This is a genomic window from Paraburkholderia sp. CI3 (assembly GCF_050436505.1).
Taxonomy (GTDB): Bacteria; Pseudomonadota; Gammaproteobacteria; order Burkholderiales; family Burkholderiaceae; genus Paraburkholderia; species Paraburkholderia tuberum.
Genome location: NZ_JBNDMI010000004.1, coordinates 3,043,632 through 3,062,638, shown reverse-complemented (window position 1 = coordinate 3,062,638; position 19,007 = coordinate 3,043,632). Strand labels below are relative to the sequence as shown.

Below are 19,007 nucleotides of genomic sequence, written 5' to 3'. Positions count from 1 at the left end.
CGGGCCGCGCTCGCGCTAAACGCGAGGCACGAGGCGGCCCGCCGTCTGCTGCGAGAACCTCGCTTAAATACCCAGTTCCTTGCGCACGTCCTGCCAGTTGCCGCGCACCATCAGCTTGCCGGTGGTTTGCGTGTCGGCGGGCGGCTGCTTGCCGTCCTTGATCCACTCGATAAGGTTCTCGGTGCTTTCCTTGCCGTGGTTCGTCGAGCTGACCGCGATCGTGCCGTAGAAGCCCGTCGGTTCCTTCTTCTGGAACTCGGCGAACGCCTCGCCCGCGCCGTTGATGCCGACGCCGATCACGTCCGCGGCCGGAATATGCAGCTGTTCGGTCGCGCGCACGCCGCCGAGCACGCTTTCCTCGTTGAGCGCGAAGATCACCCACTTCTTGATGTTCGGATGCTGCGCGAGCACCGGCGACACCGCGTTGAAGCCGCCTTCGTCGTCGGTGGTTTTCTGCGGCGCGTCGAAGACGTTTTCCTTCTTGAAGCCGCCGGCGAGCAGCGACTGCGTCGCGCCGTCGGTGCGCAGCTTCGCGGTCGGCAGCTCATAGTCCGTGATACGCAGCGCGCCGACTTCCTCAGGCTTCCAGCCGCGGCGCTTCATTTCGTCGGTGATCGCCTGTCCCACCTGGTTGCCGATCTTGAAGGCCGACATGCCGAGGTGCGGCACGTTCGCCAGCGGCTTGCCGGTCGAATCGACCAGCTGGTCGTCGACGGTCACGAACTTCATGTTGTAGCGCTTCGCGCGCGCCTGAATCGCCGGTCCGAGACGCACGTCGGGCGCGCAGATCACGAAGCCCTTCGCGCCTTGCGCGCCGAGGTTGTCGATCGCGGCCAGCACTTTTTCGCCATCGGGCGTGCCGATGTTGACGACCGAGAAGCCGTCCTTCTTGCCGAGCGCGGTCGCGGCTTTCTGTTCGTTGATGAACCACGCCTGTTCGGGCATCTTCACGAGGAAGCCGACTTTGAGCGGCTCATCCGCGTGGGCGGACAGTTGTGCGGCGAACGGGGCGGCGAGGGCGGCGGCGGCCATCGCGGTCAGGGCCAAACGGCGAAGCTTGCTGGTCATCTACTGTCTCCTGAGGGTGAAAAGCTGCATTGATGTCGTGTAGTTGCAGCGGGGTAACGCGGGCGGCGTCAGCCGTCGCGCGAATCGGGGCGGATCTGCGCGCGGCACGCCGGGCGGTTCGCGCGAGTCGCGGTGAAAACGGTGGCGCGGCTCATTGCTTCTAGCTCGCCAGGTACGCCGTTTTCACGGCGGTCCAGAACGCTGCATCGCTCGCGCCATAGGCCGACGCCTTGCGCCCGCCGCCGGGTCCGTGATGCTCGACGGCCGTGGTCGGCAGATTGATCGTGACGAGACCGCTCTGCACGTGGCGGCGAAAATGCCGTGCGCGTTCGAGCGAGCGCGTGCAGATGCCGGCGCACAGTCCGTAGGCGGTGTCGTTCGCGAGATGTAGCGCGTGTTCGTAATCGTCCGCGCGCAGCACGACCGCGAGCGGCCCGAAAATCTCTTCACGCGCGATGCGATGCTCCGATTCGCCGATAAACAGCGCCGGCTCGAAAAAATAGCCGCGCGTCGCGCGCTCCAGTTGCCGCCCGCCGCGCAGCAACTGCGCGCCTTCCTGCTCGCCGACGCGCACGTAGTCGAGATTGCGTTCGAGCTGCGCGGCGTTCGCCACCGGGCCGATATCGGTGCCGTACTTCAACGCGTGATCGACGGTGAGTTTCGCGAGCTTTGCCTGCAACGCGTCGACGAACGGCGCGAACACCGCCCGTTCGACGATCAGCCGCGCGGCAGCCGTGCTGCGCTGGCCGGTCGCGCTGAAGGCACCGGTGAGCGCCGCGTCGACCGCGCCGTCGAGATCGGCGTCGGCCAGCACGACGAACGGATTCTTGCCGCCCATCTCGAGCTGCACGCGCGCCTGGCGCGTCGCGGCGGCCTGCAGCACGCGCGTGCCGGTGTCGGACGAACCGGTGAAGCTGATCGCCGCGACGAGCGGATGCGCGACGATGCGCGCACCGACCTTGCGTCCGCTGCCCATCACGAGGTTGAACACGCCGGCCGGCAAGCCCGCGCGACTGACGATCGACGCGAGCGCCGCCGCGCAGGCCGGCGCCGATTCGGCCGGCTTGTAGACGACGCAGTTGCCGTGCGCGAGCGCGGCGCCGATCTTCGCCGCGGCGATCGCGAGCGGCGCGCTCCAAGGCGCGATGATGCCGACCACCCCGAGCGGCTCGCGCGTCATGTCGATTTCGACGCCGGCACGCGCCGACGCGAGCGGCTCGACGAACGCGCGCAGCGCCTCGGCCGCGAACAGCTTGAACAGTTGCCCTGCGCGCGTCGCTTCGGCGAGCGCCTCGGGCAGCACCTTGCCGACTTCACGCGCGAGCAGCCGGGCCAGCTCCTCGCGGCGCGCGAGCATTTCGCTGCCGATCGCGTCGAGCGCGTCGGCGCGGCGCTGTGCGGAGGCGAGCGACCAGTCGCGAAACGCCGCGTGCGCAGCCTCGATCGCGCTGTCGGTCTGCCGCACGTCGGCGCGCACGTATTCGCCGACCGGCTCGTCGAGATCCGACGGATTGAGCGACACGCCCGTGGTCGCGCCGGTCTCCCATCCGCCATTGATGTAATGGCGAAACGGGCTGGCAACGAGGGGGACGAGCGGATCGCGGTTCATCGGCGAAAAAAGGCGCACCGTAAGTTCACAAAGTCCACGAATGGTATGAGCCGGCCTAATAACTTTCCAATCCCTTTTTAGGCTTCTCCGATATCAGTTTCGGTATGGCATCATGGAGCTTCAGAGGAAGAACGTACAAACATCGCTCGTAAAAACCCAGGAGACCCTGCGATGACGCGTAGCTATTCGAACTGGTTCGTGCGCGCGCGGCTGAAGACGCGCCAGTTGCTGCTGCTTGCCGCGATGGAGGAGGAGGGCAACGTGCGCCGCGCGGCCGACGTGCTCGGCATGACGCAGCCGGCCGCGTCGCGCCTGTTGAAAGAGCTCGAGGACATGCTCGGCGTGAGCCTGTTCGACCGCACGCCGCACGGTATGCATGCGACGCTGTACGGCGAGGTGATGATCCGCCACGCGCGCATGGTGCTGTCGAACCTGAGCCAGGCGCACGACGAAATCTCGGCGCTGCGCTCGGGGCTCGCGGGTCAGGTGCGTATCGGCGTGATCGCCGCGGCCGCCGCGACGATGGTGCCGCGCGCGATCGCGAGCGTGAAGGAGCGTTATCCGCAGTTGCAGATCTGGACCGAGGTCGAGACCTCCGACGTGATGCTGCCGCGGCTCGCCGAAGGCGATCTCGACATCATGATCGGCCGCGTGCTCGAAAGGCAGAACCAGTTCAAGACCGACGTGCGCTACGAACCGCTCGCCGACGAACCGCTGTGCGTGGTCGCGCGTCCCGGCCATCCGCTCGAAAATGAAACGGGATTGACGCTGCGCGGTATCGTCAACGCGGCCTGGGTGCTGCATCCGCCGGGCAGCGTGCTGCGCCATCGCTTCGATCTGATGTTTTCGCAGATCGGCCTGAATCCGCCGCAGAACGTCGTCAATACCAACAACTTTCTCGCGATTTCGAGCCTGCTGCTGCAAAGCGACATGTTGGCGGTATTGCCCGATGAAGTGGCGCGTCAGTACCAACAGTACGGGGTATTGAAGCGCGTCCCGATCGATTTGCCTTGCAGGATGGATACATTCGGTATCATCACGCGCCAGTCGCATCTGTTGTCGCCGGCGGCCGCCGTCGTGCTCGACGCGCTGCGAGATGCGGCTCGCGACGTATACGGCACGGCCACGGAACCCGCGGTGGCCCGGTAAATGCTTCCTTCTGTGTCATAGGCACCGGCTGACGGCGCGGGAGGAACATCCGATGTACAGCAAACACAAGAAACGGCAACGCGCCGTCGACGATTCATTTTCGCTGCGCTCCGGTGGAGCGAGCGCCTGGTATAGCAACGGCATGGCTCTCAAATCGACGATATACAAGGCGGAACTGCAGATCGCTGACATGGACCGGCACTATTACGCCGATCATTCGCTGACGATCGCCCGTCACCCCTCCGAAACCGACGAACGGATGATGGTTCGCGTCGCCGCGTTCGCGCTGTTCGCGCAGGAACGGCTGGAGTTCTGCAAAGGTTTGTCGGATGTCGACGAACCGGATCTGTGGGCGAAGGATCTGACCGGCGCGATCGACACGTGGATCGAGGTCGGCCAGCCCGACGAGCGCCGCATCGCCAAGGCGAGCGGGCGGGCGAATCACGTGGTCGTGATCGCGTATGGCGGGCGTACTTCGGAAATCTGGTGGCAGGGCGTGCGCAACAAGGTCGAGCGCCTGCGCAACGTGACGGTCTGGACGCTCGGCGAAGACGTCGCGGCATCGCTCGGCTCGCTTGCCGAACGCACGATGCGGCTGCAATGCACGGTGCAGGACGGCGAAGCATGGCTCGGCAGCGCCGAAGCCGATGCGGTGAAGATCGACTGGACCGTACTGAAGGCGCCCGCCGATGCGTGACGGCTCAGGTCTGAATCAGTTTTTGCGCCGCTTCGTTCTCGCATTCAGAGCGACGTGACCCGCGCCGCTTCCGGCGCCCCCTTCAGCTCGACCATATTGCCCTCCGGGTCGAACAGATACAGCGACGGCCCGAATCCGTCCGCACCATAACGCACTCCCTGTTCGCCGAGCCGCGCGCCATGCGCGCTCAGATGCGCCTTCAACGCGTCGGCGTCGAACGACTCGACGCGCAGACACAGGTGGTCCATGTTGCGCCCCGTGCCCGCCGCGCCGTTTTCCGCGCGATCGAGCTTCGCGCCGACCTGCAGCAGATCGATCAGTGATCGGCCCGCGCGCAGTTGCGTGAGGCCGAGTTCGCGCTGCTCCTTTTCAACGCTGCAACCGAGTACGTCGCAGTAAAAGCGCGCGAGGGTTTCGACGTGCGTCGCCCGGATCACGACGTGGTCGATCTCGCGAATGTGGATTTTCATGTCGAACGCCCTTTCGCTAGTTCGGAGAACCGATTAGGAAGTGTAGGAGAAAGGAAAGGGCGGGGTGGATCGGCGGGAAGTCGTGGGCGAACCGGACCAAATGCGGACCAGGCGCGGACAAAAAACGCAGGCAAAAAAAAGCCCGCTCAAGTGGAGCGGGCTGAATCCATATCAGGAGGAGACATGGAGGAGACAAGCACTAATATACACATCGGCTTGGTGCGACGCAATAACTTTTTAAGGGAAAACCCGATATCGTGCGAAATTGCCGCACTTTGAGGCAAAACGTCCGGCCGCAGGGCATTCCAAGGCGCTTCGGATTGCGATTTGCCGGGTTTGACCCCACTACGGGTACGGACAAGCGCGTCCGAATGACAGAGCAAGATCCGGCGCGTACTGTGTAGCGTTCGGGCCTAGATTGATGAGCATCGACACTGCCTGCCCATCCGGGCCCCAGGACATCATGAACGCCACCACTCGCCATTCCGCCCCCATGCGCGCCGCCGCCGACGTCGACACCACCCAGTGGCGCACCGACGACGAACGCTGGGACGCCGTCACCCACCGCGACCGCGATGCCGACGGCGCATTCTTCTACGCGGTCAGGACGACCGGCGTGTTCTGCCGGCCGTCGTGCGCGTCGCGCGAGCCGCGCCGCGAAAACGTCGCTTTCTTCACCGATGCCGCCGCCGCGCGCGCCGCGGGCTTTCGCGATTGCAAGCGCTGCCAGCCCGGTGGTCTGCCGCGCGAGCTCGACATCGTCGCCAGGGCGTGCGCCGCGCTCGACGCCGATCCGCAGCAGCGCCTCACGCTCGCGCAATTGAGCGATGCCGTGCACGTGAGCCCGTTCCATTTGCAGCGCCTGTTCAAGCGCGTGGTCGGCGTCTCGCCGCGTCAGTACCAGGCCGCGCAGCGCGGCGCCGCGTTGCGCGATGCGCTGCAGGGCGGCGCCGACGTTACGCGCGCGACGCTCGACGCCGGTTTCGGCTCGCCGTCGCGAATGTACGACAGCGCGCCGGCCGAGCTCGGCATGGCGCCGTCCGCGTATCGCCGCAAGGGCGCGGGCCTGACGGTGCGCTATGCGAGCGCGCCGACCTCGCTCGGCTTCGTGCTGGTCGCCGCGACTGACAAGGGCATCTGCAAGATCGGTTTCGGCGACGACACCGCGCTGCTGATCGACGAATTGCGCGGCGAGTTCGCGAATGCCGAGCTGCGCGAAGACGCCGGCCGGCTCGCGCCGTTCATCGCACAGATCGACGCGTATCTGCGCGGCACGCGCCAGGACTTCGAGTTGCCGCTCGATATCGCGTCGACCGCATTCAAGCAGCGCGTATGGGATGCGCTGCGGCGAATCCCGTACGGCGAGACACGCAGCTATTCGCAGATCGCCGAGGCGGTCGGCTCGCCGCGGGCGGTGCGCGCCGTCGCGAGCGCATGCGCGACCAACCCGGTCGCGCTCGCGATTCCTTGCCATCGCGTCGTGCAGAAGGGCGGGGCGCTCGCCGGCTATCGCTGGGGGCTGCCGCGCAAGGCCGCGTTGCTCGACAATGAGGCGCAGCACGCAGGCGGCGTTTCAGCCAGCGACGCGCCCCGCCGCGACGCAAGCCGCACAGATGCCGACTCCCACAACTCCCAACTGGATCACGCCGCTTGAGCACGCTTCACGAGGTTGCAACTCTCGAATTACCGTTCAAGGCACCGTTCGACTGGCCGCGGCTGCTGCGCTTTTTCAGCGGCCGCGCGACGCCTGGCGTCGAAGCCGTCGAGGACGGCGCGTATCGTCGCGCGATCGACTGGAACGGCGACAGCGGCACACTCAGCGTGCGGCTGCATCCGCGCAAGCGCTGCATCGTCGCGAGCATCGAAGGGCCGGCGAGCCGCCACGCCGATGCACTCGCCGCGCCAATCGCAAGAATGTTCGATCTGCGCGCCGATCCAAAGAAGATCGCCGCCGGACTCGCGGCGGACCCGTGGCTCGCGCCGCTCGTCGCCGCGGTGCCCGGCCTGCGCGTGCCGGGCGCGTGGTCCGGCTTCGAACTGGTGGTGCGCGCGATCGTCGGTCAGCAGGTCAGCGTGAAGGCCGCGACGACCATCATCGGACGGCTCGTGCAGCGAGCGGGCGAACGCATCGACGGGCATCCGCACGAAAACACCGCGTGGCGTTTTCCGACGCCGGCCGCGCTCGCCGAAGTCGATCTCGCGCAGATCGGCATGCCGGGCAAACGCGTCGCCGCGTTGCAGGGCTTCGCGCGTGCGGTCGCGAGCGGCGACGTGCCGCTCGACAGCAGCGACACCGTCGACGCCGCGAGCCTGCGCGCCGCATTGCTCGCGCTCGCGGGCATCGGCCCATGGACCGTCGAATACGTCGCGATGCGTGCATGGCGCGATCCCGATGCATGGCCCGAGGCGGATCTCGTGCTGATGCAATCGATCTGTGCGCGCGATCCTTCGCTCGTACGGCCCGCGCAGCAGCGCAGCCGCACCGACGCGTGGCGGCCGTATCGCGCGTATGCCGCGATGCATCTGTGGAACGAGGTGGCGGATCGGGCGGGCGCTGCGCGCGGGGGATGAGCTGAGCGTCGTCGCGACGTGCCGATGGCGATGGCGTAGTTCAGCGCGACCTCGACGAGCCCGCTGAAACTCCGCCGAAGCGGCCGCAAGCAGCGGTTCTGGCGAGATGTTAAAGTGCCCGCTACTGAAAATTCCGCCGAACGTTGTCAGCCGCTATACCGTCTGTGAATCGTCTGGCGATACACGGCGACCGGCAACGCCCGGCTTGCATCAATGCCAAACACCACACCTTCCTGCACGACCGACGCGCTTTCGCACCGCCTGTCCGTGCTCGACTCGAGCCCGCAGCGCGATGTGCTGATACGCGGCCTGCGCGGCATCGAAAGGGAAAGCCTGCGCGTGACGCGCAACGGCCAGCTCGCGATGACGCCGCATCCGCGCGCGCTCGGCTCGGCGCTCACGCACCCGTCGCTGACGACCGACTACTCCGAGGCGCTGCTCGAGCTGATCACGCCGGCTGAGCAGGACGCCGCCGAAACCCTCGCGCAACTCGACGTGCTGCACCGTTTCGTCTACGCGGAGCTCGGCGACGAGATCCTGTGGAACAACTCGATGCCGGGACTGTTGCCCGCCACCGACGATGGCATTCCGATCGCGCACTACGGCACCTCGAACATCGGCAAGCTGAAGTACGTGTACCGCGTCGGCCTCGCGCTGCGCTATGGCCGCACGATGCAGTGCATCGCGGGCATCCACTACAACTATTCGCTGAGCGAAGACGTGTGGCGCCTGCTGCACGCCGATCAGCAATCCACCGCGAACGCCGTCGACTTCCAGTCCGACCGCTACCTCGCGCTGATCCGCAATTTCCGCCGCACGAACTGGCTGCTGATGTATCTGTTCGGCGCGTCGCCGGCGCTCGATCGGCGCTTTCTCCGCGATCGCAAACACACGCTCGAGACGTTCGACGCCGACACGCTGTACCGCCCGTACGCGACCAGCCTGCGCATGAGCGATCTCGGCTATTCGAACACGACCGCGCAAGCCGCGCTGCACGCCGACTACGACACGCTGCCCGGCTATCTCGACGCGCTCGCGAAAGCCGTGAGCCAGCCGTATCCCGCCTACGAGCGGATCGGCACGCAACGCGACGGCGAGTGGGTGCAGATCAACACCAACGTGCTGCAGATCGAAAACGAGTTCTATTCGACGATTCGTCCGAAGCGCGTCACGTATCCGGGTGAGCGGCCGTTGCATGCGCTCGCCGCGCGCGGCGTGCAATACGTCGAAGTGCGTTGCATGGACATCGATCCGTTCGAGCCGGCCGGCATTTCGCTCGAAACATCGCGCTTTCTCGACGCGTACCTGCTCGTGTGCGCGCTCGACGACAGCGCGCCCCTGCCTCCGCCCGCGTACACCGAAGCGAACCAGAACTTCGGCCGCGTGACGATGGAAGGCCGCAAGCCAGGCCTCGAACTGGTTCGCGACGGCAAGCCGGTCGCGATGATCGACTGGGCCGACGAACTGCTCGTGAAAATCGACGCCGCGGCGGCCGTGCTCGACAGCCTGAAGGGCGGTGACGAACACGCGCGCGCGGTCACCGCGCAACGCGCGAAGCTCGCGGACGTGTCGCTGACGCCATCGGCGCGCGTGCTGCAAACGATGCGCGACCAGCAGCAAAGCTTCCTCGCGTTCGGCCTCGCGCAAAGCGAAGCGCACGCCGCGTACTTCCGTGCGCGTCCGCTCGATGCCGCGCAGTCCAAGGCGTTTGCCGACCTCGCGGTGCGATCGCTCGACGAACAGGCGAAGCTCGAACGCGACGAGGTTGGTTCGTTCGATGCGTTCGTCGCTGCGTATCGGGCCTATACGCTCAATCGCTTCAGCGTCTGAGCGTTCGGACCACAGCATCCCGGAAGTGCTTCAAGCGGCCCACGTGGCCGCTTTTTCTTTGCCCCGAGCAACGCGCAGGTAACCTCTACGGATTGCGCTCTTCAAGCGTCCGCGGAATCGGCAAATACTCCGCGCGACGTCGCGATTCTCTGATCTGGGTGAAACACCGCTTCGATGGGGTAGTCCAAACTCTTATGACATGCTCCACAGGGGAGGTATCGACGTGAGGAACAAAGCTCTGTTGGCCGCGCTGTGTCTCTTGGCGACGACCGCATGCTCGACCCAGGGTCAGGTCGATCCCGATGTCATGCAGATCGCGACCAGGCCGTTGACGTGTTCGAACAAGGCCGAATGCGACCTCTGGTGGCAACGGGCGCAAACGTGGGTCGCGAGTCATTCGAAGTACAAGATCGAGACCGCTAACGACTCGCTGATCCAGACCGCCGGCCCGGACGGCGGCAAGCGCGCGCTCGCGTTTCAGATCACGCGCGCCGCAGGTCCCGATGGCACCACCACGATCGGCTTTTCGGCGCATTGCGACAGCTCGCTCGGCTGCAAGCCGAATCCGTGGGAAGCCGGTGCGGATTTCAAGCAGTATGTGAGAGGCACCACGGGCACAGCCGCCAGCGCGCCGCAAGGCAGCGCGACGCCATCGCAGAACGCGCCCGATGCCACGCATCCGGAGACGATGCCCCGTAACACGACCAGGCTGCCGAATGGCGAGGTGATGTCGCAATAGATCGAGCGGTGGCCGCAGCGGCGATGCGTTCGCCGCCGCCGCGCGTTTGCTTCAGTGTCCTAATGAAGGCCCGGTGCCTTTGCGCGGCTTCGTGATCCACACGAGCACCGCCAGCACGATAAACGCCGCGCCCGAGATGCGGAAGAAGTCGTTGGTGGCCATCATGTACGCCTGACTCGTCACCACCTGGTTCAGCTGCGCGGTCAGGCTGTCGCCGGAGAGCCCGGCGCCCGCCAGCGCATTCGTATAGGCGTTGGTGTTCGCCGAATACGTGTTGACCGTATCTGCAAGCATCGCGTGGTGATAGATCGTGTCGTTTTCCCAGAACGTCGTGCTGATCGCGGTGCCGATCGCGCCCGACAACGTGCGGAAAAAGTTCGACAGACCCGACGCGCTTGCAAGACGCTCGTCGGACACGCTCGACAGCGTGATCGTCGTCATCGGCACGAAGAAGCAGGCGACGCCGATCCCCTGCACGAGCCGCGGCAGGATCACGTGGCCGAACGGCACGTCGAGCGTGAACGTCGAGTTCCAGAACGACACGATCGCGAACACAATGAACGCGAAGCTCGCGACCATGCGCAGATTGAGCCGATGCATGTTCTTGCCGATCATCGGCGACAGAAACAGCGCGAGCAATCCGACCGGTGCCGTGGCGAGACCCGCGAGGCCGGCCGTATAGCCCATCACCGTTTGCAGCCATAGCGGGAAGATCACCACCGAACCGAAGAACGCCATGAAGCCGAACGAGACGATCACGACGCCGAGCGCGAAGTTGCGATCCTTGAACAGCGACAGGTCGACGATCGGCTCCTTCTCGGTCAACTCCCACACGAGCAGGAACGCGATCGACACGAGCGCGATCACGGCGAGCGCCACGATGAACGTCGAGTTGAACCAGTCGCGGTCCTTGCCGAGGTCGAGCATCATCTGCAGACACGACACGCCAGTCACGAGCAGTACGAGGCCCACCGCGTCGATGCGCTGGCGCGTCGTCTGCGTCTCGCGGCCACGCAGCAGCAGATACGCGCAGAACGCCGAGAACAGGCCGATCGGCACGTTGATGTAGAAGATCCACGGCCACGTGAAGTTATCGGTGATGTAGCCGCCCATCACCGGGCCGAAGATCGGCGCGCAGATCACGGTCATCGCCCATAAGCCGAGCGCGAGTCCACGTTTGGCGGGCGGGTAGGAGCGCATCAGGATCGTCTGCGACAGCGGCACCATCGGCCCGGACACGAGCCCTTGCACGAGCCGGAATGCGATCAGCGATTCGAAGTTGTGCGCGAAACCGCAGGCCGCCGACGCGATCGTGAACAGCAGCACGGACAGCGTGAAGAGTCGTACCTCGCCGACGCGTCGCGCGAGCCAGCCGGTCAGCGGCACGGCGATCGCCGAGGCGACCGAGTACGACGAGATCACCCAGGTGCCCTGGCTTGCGGCGACGCCGAGGCTGCCGGAAATGGTCGGCACCGCGACGTTCGCGATCGAGGTGTCGAGCACCTCCATGAAGGTGCCGAGCGCAAGGCCGACGGTCAGCAGCGCGAGCGTGCCGCCCTGGAGCGGGGCGAGTTCTGCTGCGGGCAGCGTGGCGTTGGAAGCCGTGGCATCCATAGGTTTGTTCTCCTCGGGCGGCGAAAGCTTGTCGCGGCAGCCTTATCGCGTGTTTCAGATACGATGCTTGCATGCCGCATCACCCTCTGCCCAGACAGATATCTGATGACAATGACGCCTTGGAAAAGCGCCTCGTGATTGTCCTGCTAGTACTTCGTGATGACGCGCCGCCGCCATCCGACGACGACCGTTGTTTGACGCATGCTTCGGCTCATCCCGGCGGCTCGTCCGGCGGTGGCGCCGGTCCGCAACCCACGTCGGCGTCTCCCTCGGGACCGTTTGCGATGAAACGGGCGAGCAGGTGAATCAGCGTCGCGTGCTCCTCCGCGGTAAAGCCGCGCAACTGGTCGTTCAGCACAGTTGCGCCGAGGTTCGGCAACTGGCGCGCGGCCTCGTGGCCCTGCGGCGTCAGCTCAAGCTTCACCATGCGTCGGTCGTCGCTGCTGCGGGTACGCACGACGAAGCCCTTCTTTTCCAGCCGGTCGAGCAGACGCGTCATCGAGCCGCTGTCGTACGACATCGCGCGCGACAGCTCGAATGGCGTGCTCGCGCGCCGCGACGACAGCATCAGAATCACGCCGATCTGCTGCGCGGTGAGCCCGAGCGGCTTGACCGCACGGTCCGTGCGCTCGACCAGCACGTTGCGCGCTTTCGTCAGGTAGTAGCCGAGACTGCTCGTGAGCTCGACCTCGTCCGCTTTGTAGGGGCCATCAGTCATGGGGTATCCGCAACATCCAGGCAAGACGAAGTTTAGCTGCCTAAGCAGACAAGTCAAATCGCATTTTGCGGTGCGCAACGAGGCCAACCGAAATACAACAGTCGAATCAATTGCGCCGCACAGTATCTTGAAATTTGATTGCATAGTCAATATTATGACAAGCAATGAGTTTCGCGCGTCCTGCGCCGTTCGAGACCATGTTCTGACCGATCGACCGCAAGCCGCCCGCCTCGCGACGCGCGCCAAAGGATTTCCCCGATGCTGTACCTCAAAAACACGCTTGGCGGCCTCAGCCGCTCACTGACCGATTCTGCACTCCATACCTTCCAGGGCCGACACCGCTGGTGGAAGCTCGCGCTGTTTGCGGGACTGTTGGTGCTGCCGGGTGGGTCGGTGGGTGTCGCGTTGCTCGCGTGGGCCGAGCATCGAAGGGGGACGAAGCGGGCGAGGAAAGGCAGCGTTGTGGGCGCGGAATCCAGCGAGATCGTGCTGCCGAAGGAAAGCTTCGTGATAAAGGCGGGAAACGTCGTCCCCGCGACGGCCAACAGCGGTAACGCTTGCCTCGCGCCTGGCGGTGCGTCGTGCCGGGCCTCCGCTGGCAAGCTCGCGTGTCAGCGTCAACGCCAGCAGACCCGATCCACGGAATCGCGGCTCTGAAGGTGCACCGATTCGCAGCGCGCTTTTCGGCACACAGTTTCGCTTCGTCTAGCCATCTGAACGACCGCGAACCCGCAGCCCCTCGCGCCGCCGGTAACAACGCGTAACCAGCGCGTCACCGCAAGTAACACACCTGCGCACCGCCTCGCATTAACCTTTCGGCTTTCAGTTTCCCGCGCTCGCGCGGGCTCATACGCTAACATTCCGGCAGACCACGATCTCGCCCGGCCGGTGGCGCCATTCCCGGTCGCATTGTGGCGTCCAGAAGGAATTCATTGCATGCAGTCTGATCGAATGTCGCGGGCGCTTGCGCCGCGCGTCCTGTCCCTTGCCGTGAGCGCGGCCTGCGCGACGCTCCTGGCCGCCTGCGCGGTCGGTCCGAACTATCAGCGGCCGGCCACCGAGATCCCCGCGTCGTTCAAGGAAGCCGCGCCCGGCTGGAAAGTCGCCGAACCCGCCGATCAACACGACCGCGGCGACTGGTGGGCGATCTACGAAGACCCGAAGCTCAACGAACTCGAAGCCAAGCTCAACACCGCGAACCAGACCATCGCGCAATTCGCCGCGAGCTACCGGCAGGCGCGCGCGCTCGTCGGCGAAGCGCGGGCAGCGTACTTCCCGACGATCGGTGCGTCGGCGGGCGCGACGCGCTCGGGCAACGGCTCGCAAACCAGTGGCAATGCGACTACGGCGACCAGTCGCGAGGGCATCACAAACAGCTTCAACGTGCAGATGACGGCGAGCTGGGAGCCCGACCTGTGGGGCTCGGTCACGCGCTCGGTCAACGCGCAGAAAGCCGGCCAGCAGGGCGCGGCCGCCGACCTCGCGAACGCGCGCCTGTCCGCCCAGGCCACGCTCGCGCAGACCTACTTCCTGCTGCGCGCGCTCGACTCCACTCAGAAGCTGCTCGACGACACCGTGATCGCCTATCAGCGCTCGCTGCAACTGACGCAGAATCAGTACGCGGCCGGCGTCGCCGCGCGCTCGGACGTGATCCAAGCGCAAACGCAGCTGCAATCGGCGCAGGCCGCCGCGATCGACAACGGCATCCAGCGCGCGCAGGACGAGCACGCGATCGCGGTGCTGGTCGGCGTGCCCGCGTCGATGTTCTCCCTGCCGCCGATGCCGCTCACCGCGACGCCGCCCGCCGTGCCTGCGCAGATGCCCTCCGCGCTGCTCGAACGCAGGCCGGATATCGCATCGGCGGAACGCAAGGCCGCGGCGGCGAACGAGCAGATCGGCGTGGCGATCGCCGCCTTCTTCCCGTCGCTGACGCTGTCGGCGACCGGCGGCTTCGAGAACTCGGTGTTCTCGCAATTGTTGACGTTGCCGTCGCGCTTCTGGACGCTCGGCCCGCAACTGGCCGGGACGATCTTCGACGCCGGCCTGCGCAAAGCGCAAACCGAGGCCGCGCGTGCCACCTATGACGCGGATGTCGCGACCTATCGGCAGACGGTGCTCGCCGCGTTCCAGGACGTCGAGGACAACCTCGCGTCGCTGCGCATCCTCGAACAGGAAATCGTCGTGCAGCGGCAGGCGGTCGACTCGGCGCGCCAGGCGCTCGCCATCGTGACGAACGAGTACAAGGCGGGTACGGTCGGCTTCGTCAATGTGCTGACCGCGCAGACCACGGCTTTCACGGCCGAACAGAAGCTCGAGAATATCGCCGGGCAGCGGATGGTGTCGTCGGTGGGGCTCGTGAAGGCGCTCGGCGGCGGCTGGGACGCGTCGCAGATGAATCGCGAGACCGGCGATGTCGCGGCGCCCGCGCCGCTGCCGGCATCGGCGCCGAGGGCTGCGGCCACGTCAGTCGGCGCGCCGTCCATCGCACAGAGCACCGCGTCGGGCACAGACGCGCCGCAAGCGCGGGTGCAGAGCAAATAATGTCCGCTGCGCTCGCCGCGCAGCAACGCCACAAAACAGAAGAGGCATGGTCGCAACTCGCGGCCATGCCTCTTTTTTCATTGCGCCACGCGCGCGAAACACGCGCCTCGGCACACATCAGCGCACGTCAGCCCCAACTCAGCGCACGAACGTCAGCGCCACCGTATCCGGCCCGCTAGGCCGGCCAAGCAGATTCAGCAGGCCGGCGAGGTTATCGTGCTGTTCCGGCGCGGCGCTCGCCGTGCCATGAAACGACGTCGATGCGGCCGACACCGTGCCGCTGCCGGTCAGCGTCAACGGACCCTTGATCGTGCTCAGATCGAGCGCCGACGACGTGCCCTGCGCCTGAAACCTGACCCGGTACGACCCGAGCGGCTTCACGAGCGACACCCGGGAGCTGACGTCGTCGAGCATCATCGTCAGCTGGCCGAACGCTTCGCCGTTGAAACTGCGCCACTCGGACCACGACAGCTGCACGTTGCCCTGCAGATCGAGCGTGTTGAATGGCGCGCCAAGCCCCGCGAGCAGCGACGCCGGCACCGCGAGCACGCCGGGCGTGACGGTTGCGCCGCGCGGCGACGCTTCGACCGTGACCGGGTCGGGCATCGCCTCGCTATGGCGCATGACCATGCGCACGCGTCCGGTGAAAAGCGGCCAGAACGCCGTGCGCCATTCGATCCGACCAGGCAGCAGCGTCGCCGCGCTCATATCGGCGCCGGCGGCCAGCATCAGGGTCGCCGAGCCATGCCACAGCGAGCCCTCGGCGTCGACGAGATTGACGTGCCCGTGCGTTTGCCGCGCGAACTGCGGCGTAATCCAGGCGGCCGGCAGTAACGCGAGCGTCACGGCCGCCACCGACAAAACGGCGACCACCAGCCACGGCAGCGCCGCACGCAGGCGCCACATCCAGTAATTCATGCGAGATCCTGTAGCGAGCGGCGCGTTGTTATTTCGCGGTCGACGGTTGCAGCGCGACCGTCAGATCGACCTGGCCGTCGTCTTTCAACGCGGTGATGTGCGCCTCGGAGACCTGCACCTTGAACTGCTTGCGCACGTCATCGACCCACGCGGTCCAGGCCGGAAACGCCACGTTTTTCATTTGCACCTGCACCGCGTTGCCGACGAACTGCACCTGCGTCGCGGCGAGGCCATGTTCGCCGAGCGATGCGGAAAGCGCGTCCTTCAGCGCCGCGCCGGTCGGCGCGACACCTTGCGCGGCCGCCGACAGCGAGCGCGCCTCGTTCGACTGCGCGGTCATCTGCGCAAGCTGCCGCTGCAGGCTGGGCAGCGATTCACGCAGGTGCGCGCGGCCTTCCTGCGCGGGCGCCCACAGCACCGACCACGCAATCGCCACGGCGAGCGCGGCGCCGCCCCACGTCAGCAGCGCCTTTTCACGATCGGTGCGCTGGTCCCAGAAGCCAGCCCATGTTTGAGCGAGTTCAGCTTTCATTGTCCGTTCCTGATGGTCCACTTGCCGGTACTGCTGTCGATCGCGCCGGTAAGGCCGTTGCGCGCGAGGCGCTTGGCGAAGTCGGGGTCGACCTTGACCGCGGGTTTGAAGGTCACGTCGAGGCGGTGATCGTGATAGTCGAGCGCGGCAATGCCGTTGACCGGCAGCGGCGACAGCGAGCGCGCGAGGCCGTCGGCGAGCGACAGGAAATCCTCCGGCGACAGCTCGCCCGCCGCCACGCGCAGCTGTTGCACCTGACGCGCCATCTGATCGGGCGCGTCGAGTACGACGGTCGTCTTCGGGAACGTATTGAGCAGCAGCTCCGTCATCTGCGTGTTGATCGCGTCACGCTGACGCGCAAGCATCAGCCACTGCACGTTCGCGCCGATGATCGCGACGACGAGCGCGGCGAGCGCGAGCACGATCGGCAGACGCAGACGCCGCAGCGTCGCGCGATCGAGGCGCCACGGCTGCGACGCGAATTCGAACTGGCACAGGTCGAAGCGGCATTCGAGCGCGCGTCGCGCGAGCTGCTCGAACGGCAGCGGACTCGCGCCGTGAATATGCGAGGCGAGCCGCGCGGGACTCGTCGTGGATTGGTTCGGCTCGTTGCCGGGCACCTCGGTCAGCATGTACAGCGACACCGACGCCGCACCCGCTAGCGCGGACAGCGTCGCGTTCACCGCATCGGCCGGCGCCGCGAAACCCTCGCCCTGGACACCGCGTGCAATCGCCAGTTCGACGCGCGGCACGCCGCTGTCGAGCGCGCCTTCGACGAGCAGCGCGGGTGCGGTCTGCACGACCGCACCGAGCACCGCGGCCACCATCGGCACGATGGACGGCGCTTCGGGCGCGACCACCGGCGCGACGCCCGGTAGCGACGTCGCGACGCTCGCCGCGCCGGCCATCGCCGGCTCGCGCACTTCGGCTGTTTCATCGACGTTCGCGGCAACTTCGGTCACCGGCGCCAGCGGCAGGCAACGCGTGACCGGCACCGCGCGCAGACTGCGATGACCGGCCGCCGTGAACGCCTCACAGATGAAACGGAACCAGCCGCGATCAATGATCGCGAGCAGGTGCCGACCTTCACCAAGCCCCTGCGGATCGACCGCGATGTGGCAGGTCTGCGGGTCCTGGATCAGTTGATCCTCGACGATATTGGGCAGCGCCTGGCGCAGCTTCGGGCCACGCAGCGGCGGCAGCGTCGCGGGCATCAGCAGCAGGTCGCGCGCGGGCGAGCATCAGCACCGTCGTGCCGGCGCGCGGCAGCAGCGCGAGCGCCGAGCGGCCGGCGCGCTGCGTGCGCCCGGTCTTGTCGAGCAGCACGAACGGCAGCTCGGGCAGTTGCCATTCCTGCGAGGGCACCGCCGGATCACGCGGTGGCAATAGGACGATCAGCGTGCTCAAAGGCCACTCTCTCTGTGGATTGCGTTGTTCATAGTTGGTCTTGTACCCGCACGATACGCGTGGTGTGAGTTAGCGGATCGCGATAGACGAGCGTCGTGCGATCCACTTCGGCGCGCTCGTGCTGCACACTGCCGTGGACTAAAAAGTAGCTCGAATTGACGTCGAACTCATTCGGATCGATCGACACCGATTGCACACCGGCGGCGGTCAGCGCGAGCTGCACGTCGCCGACGTTGCGGAAAAACACGGTCTGGCGCCGCGCGACGAGTGCTTGCGCCTGCGACACGGTCATGCCCGGCACCACCGCCGCGATCACTTCGGCCGACGCGGTGTTCATGTTGATCGCGGTGGTCGTAGGCAGCACGGTGACGAACGGCCGCAGCTTCGCGACGATCTCCGGCGTGTAGCCCGGAATGTCGAGCAGCGAATCGACGCTCGTCATCAGCAGCGGCGCGACCGCCACGTTGTCGTCGCCGTCCTCGATGCCGGGCTGGTTCGTGAAGTTGCCGCCCGTCATACCGCCGCCGCCACCCACCTGCGGCGTGCTGCTGATCGACGTGCCGGTCTGAAAGCGCGTCGCCGATTGCGACAGCCCCGCGCGCACGTGCAGCGCGGTCACTTTGGCGAGCTGCCCGCTCAGGCCGAGCGACACCAGCAGGCGCTGATACGCGGCCATCTGCTCGGCGCTGATTTGCGTCACGCCGGGCGCCGGACTTGCGACCAGATTGCGCAGATTGAATCGGGACTGCGCGTCCTCGATCGATCCCGACAGGTAGGTGGCCGCGCCTTGCTCAGCGCGTACCTCGCCAATCTGGCCGAGAAAATCCGACAGCCGGGTTTTCGCGATCGGCACGCCCCACACACCGCCCAGATACGTGATGCCAGCCGACGTATCGCCTTCGGAGCGCAGAATCAGCCGGGTCCAGTCGAGCGCGCCGCGCGCGACCCATTGCGCCTGCGACAACAGCCGCTGATTCTCGATGCGCCGGATTTGTACCTGCTGGCGCCACAACATGCCGGACACGAGGATCGCCGACAGCGCGACGACGAGCAGCGCGCTGATGATGGCCACACCGCGCTCGCGCGCGCCGGCCACGCGCGAACCGGATGCCGACTTTTTCGACGACGACGAGGAGAACGTCAT

Annotated in this window: 16 protein-coding genes and 1 pseudogene; 8 read left to right on the top strand and 9 right to left on the bottom strand. The window is 66.2% G+C overall.

What is annotated here, in order from left to right; genetic code table 11:
• Positions 1-63 precede the first annotated feature (63 nt).
• Positions 64-1,068, bottom strand: coding sequence for an arabinose ABC transporter substrate-binding protein (locus OKW29_RS35620; RefSeq protein WP_429294232.1), 1,005 nt, complete (start codon positions 1,066-1,068; stop codon positions 64-66).
• Positions 1,069-1,228: 160 nt separating this feature from the next.
• Positions 1,229-2,677: an aldehyde dehydrogenase family protein gene (locus OKW29_RS35615; RefSeq protein ID WP_429294231.1), complete on the bottom strand. Its 1,449-nt coding sequence runs from the start codon at positions 2,675-2,677 to the stop codon at positions 1,229-1,231.
• Positions 2,678-2,848: 171 nt separating this feature from the next.
• Between OKW29_RS35615 and OKW29_RS35610 the strand changes: the two genes are divergently transcribed.
• Entirely contained in the window at positions 2,849-3,826 is a 978-nt protein-coding gene (locus OKW29_RS35610) for a LysR family transcriptional regulator (RefSeq protein ID WP_018418915.1), read from the top strand.
• A gap of 142 nt (positions 3,827-3,968) precedes the next feature.
• Positions 3,969-4,523, top strand: a complete 555-nt coding sequence (locus OKW29_RS35605) for a YaeQ family protein (protein ID WP_026228986.1) — start codon at positions 3,969-3,971, stop codon at positions 4,521-4,523.
• A gap of 44 nt (positions 4,524-4,567) precedes the next feature.
• Here the strand turns inward: OKW29_RS35605 and OKW29_RS35600 are convergent, their stop codons facing one another.
• Entirely contained in the window at positions 4,568-4,993 is a 426-nt protein-coding gene (locus OKW29_RS35600; RefSeq protein ID WP_018418913.1) for a VOC family protein, read from the bottom strand.
• Positions 4,994-5,486: 493 nt separating this feature from the next.
• Here OKW29_RS35600 and ada point away from each other — a divergent pair, with 493 nt between their 5' ends.
• The 4 genes from ada (at position 5,487) to OKW29_RS35580 (ending at position 10,133) form a co-directional block, all read left to right on the top strand.
• A complete protein-coding gene (gene ada, locus OKW29_RS35595; RefSeq protein ID WP_429294995.1) occupies positions 5,487-6,647 on the top strand; it encodes a bifunctional DNA-binding transcriptional regulator/O6-methylguanine-DNA methyltransferase Ada in 1,161 nt (386 codons plus the stop codon).
• Positions 6,644-7,564 carry a DNA-3-methyladenine glycosylase family protein gene (locus OKW29_RS35590; protein WP_429294230.1) on the top strand — a complete coding sequence of 307 codons (921 nt, stop codon included), beginning with the start codon at positions 6,644-6,646 and terminating at the stop codon, positions 7,562-7,564. Before ada ends, OKW29_RS35590 begins: the two co-directional genes overlap by 4 nt.
• Before the next feature lie 213 nt (positions 7,565-7,777).
• On the top strand, positions 7,778-9,394 hold the full coding sequence (gshA, locus tag OKW29_RS35585; protein WP_429294229.1) for a glutamate--cysteine ligase: 1,617 nt from the start codon (positions 7,778-7,780) through the stop codon (positions 9,392-9,394).
• Positions 9,395-9,617: 223 nt separating this feature from the next.
• A complete protein-coding gene (locus tag OKW29_RS35580) occupies positions 9,618-10,133 on the top strand; it encodes a hypothetical protein (RefSeq protein WP_429294228.1) in 516 nt (171 codons plus the stop codon).
• 51 nt (positions 10,134-10,184) lie between these two features.
• On the opposite strand, the gene OKW29_RS35575 is transcribed toward OKW29_RS35580, so the two are convergent.
• Positions 10,185-11,747 carry a DHA2 family efflux MFS transporter permease subunit gene (locus OKW29_RS35575; RefSeq protein ID WP_187612256.1) on the bottom strand — a complete coding sequence of 521 codons (1,563 nt, stop codon included), beginning with the start codon at positions 11,745-11,747 and terminating at the stop codon, positions 10,185-10,187.
• Between the two features lie 211 nt (positions 11,748-11,958).
• Entirely contained in the window at positions 11,959-12,465 is a 507-nt protein-coding gene (locus OKW29_RS35570) for a MarR family winged helix-turn-helix transcriptional regulator (RefSeq protein WP_184036802.1), read from the bottom strand.
• A gap of 258 nt (positions 12,466-12,723) precedes the next feature.
• Here OKW29_RS35570 and OKW29_RS35565 point away from each other — a divergent pair, with 258 nt between their 5' ends.
• Both OKW29_RS35565 and OKW29_RS35560 read left to right on the top strand, forming a co-directional pair.
• The gene (locus OKW29_RS35565) at positions 12,724-13,122 is read left to right on the top strand and encodes a hypothetical protein (protein WP_429294227.1); all 399 of its coding nucleotides are present in this window, start codon (positions 12,724-12,726) and stop codon (positions 13,120-13,122) included.
• Positions 13,123-13,401: 279 nt separating this feature from the next.
• Positions 13,402-15,006 (top strand): efflux transporter outer membrane subunit, encoded by a 1,605-nt coding sequence (locus OKW29_RS35560; protein WP_429294226.1) that lies wholly within the window; start codon positions 13,402-13,404, stop codon positions 15,004-15,006.
• A 138-nt stretch (positions 15,007-15,144) separates the two neighbouring features.
• On the opposite strand, the gene OKW29_RS35555 is transcribed toward OKW29_RS35560, so the two are convergent.
• The 4 genes and pseudogenes from OKW29_RS35555 to gspK all read right to left on the bottom strand — a co-directional run bounded on the left by OKW29_RS35555 (position 15,145) and on the right by gspK (position 19,007).
• Positions 15,145-15,924 carry a type II secretion system protein N gene (locus OKW29_RS35555; protein ID WP_429294225.1) on the bottom strand — a complete coding sequence of 260 codons (780 nt, stop codon included), beginning with the start codon at positions 15,922-15,924 and terminating at the stop codon, positions 15,145-15,147.
• Positions 15,925-15,952: 28 nt separating this feature from the next.
• Positions 15,953-16,456 (bottom strand): type II secretion system protein M, encoded by a 504-nt coding sequence (locus tag OKW29_RS35550; RefSeq protein ID WP_090802323.1) that lies wholly within the window; start codon positions 16,454-16,456, stop codon positions 15,953-15,955.
• A pseudogene (gene gspL, locus OKW29_RS35545) lies at positions 16,453-17,863 on the bottom strand (type II secretion system protein GspL). Before gspL ends, OKW29_RS35550 begins: the two are co-directional and overlap by 4 nt.
• Positions 17,864-17,891: 28 nt before the next feature.
• Positions 17,892-19,007 (bottom strand): type II secretion system minor pseudopilin GspK, encoded by a 1,116-nt coding sequence (gspK, locus tag OKW29_RS35540; RefSeq protein ID WP_429294224.1) that lies wholly within the window; start codon positions 19,005-19,007, stop codon positions 17,892-17,894.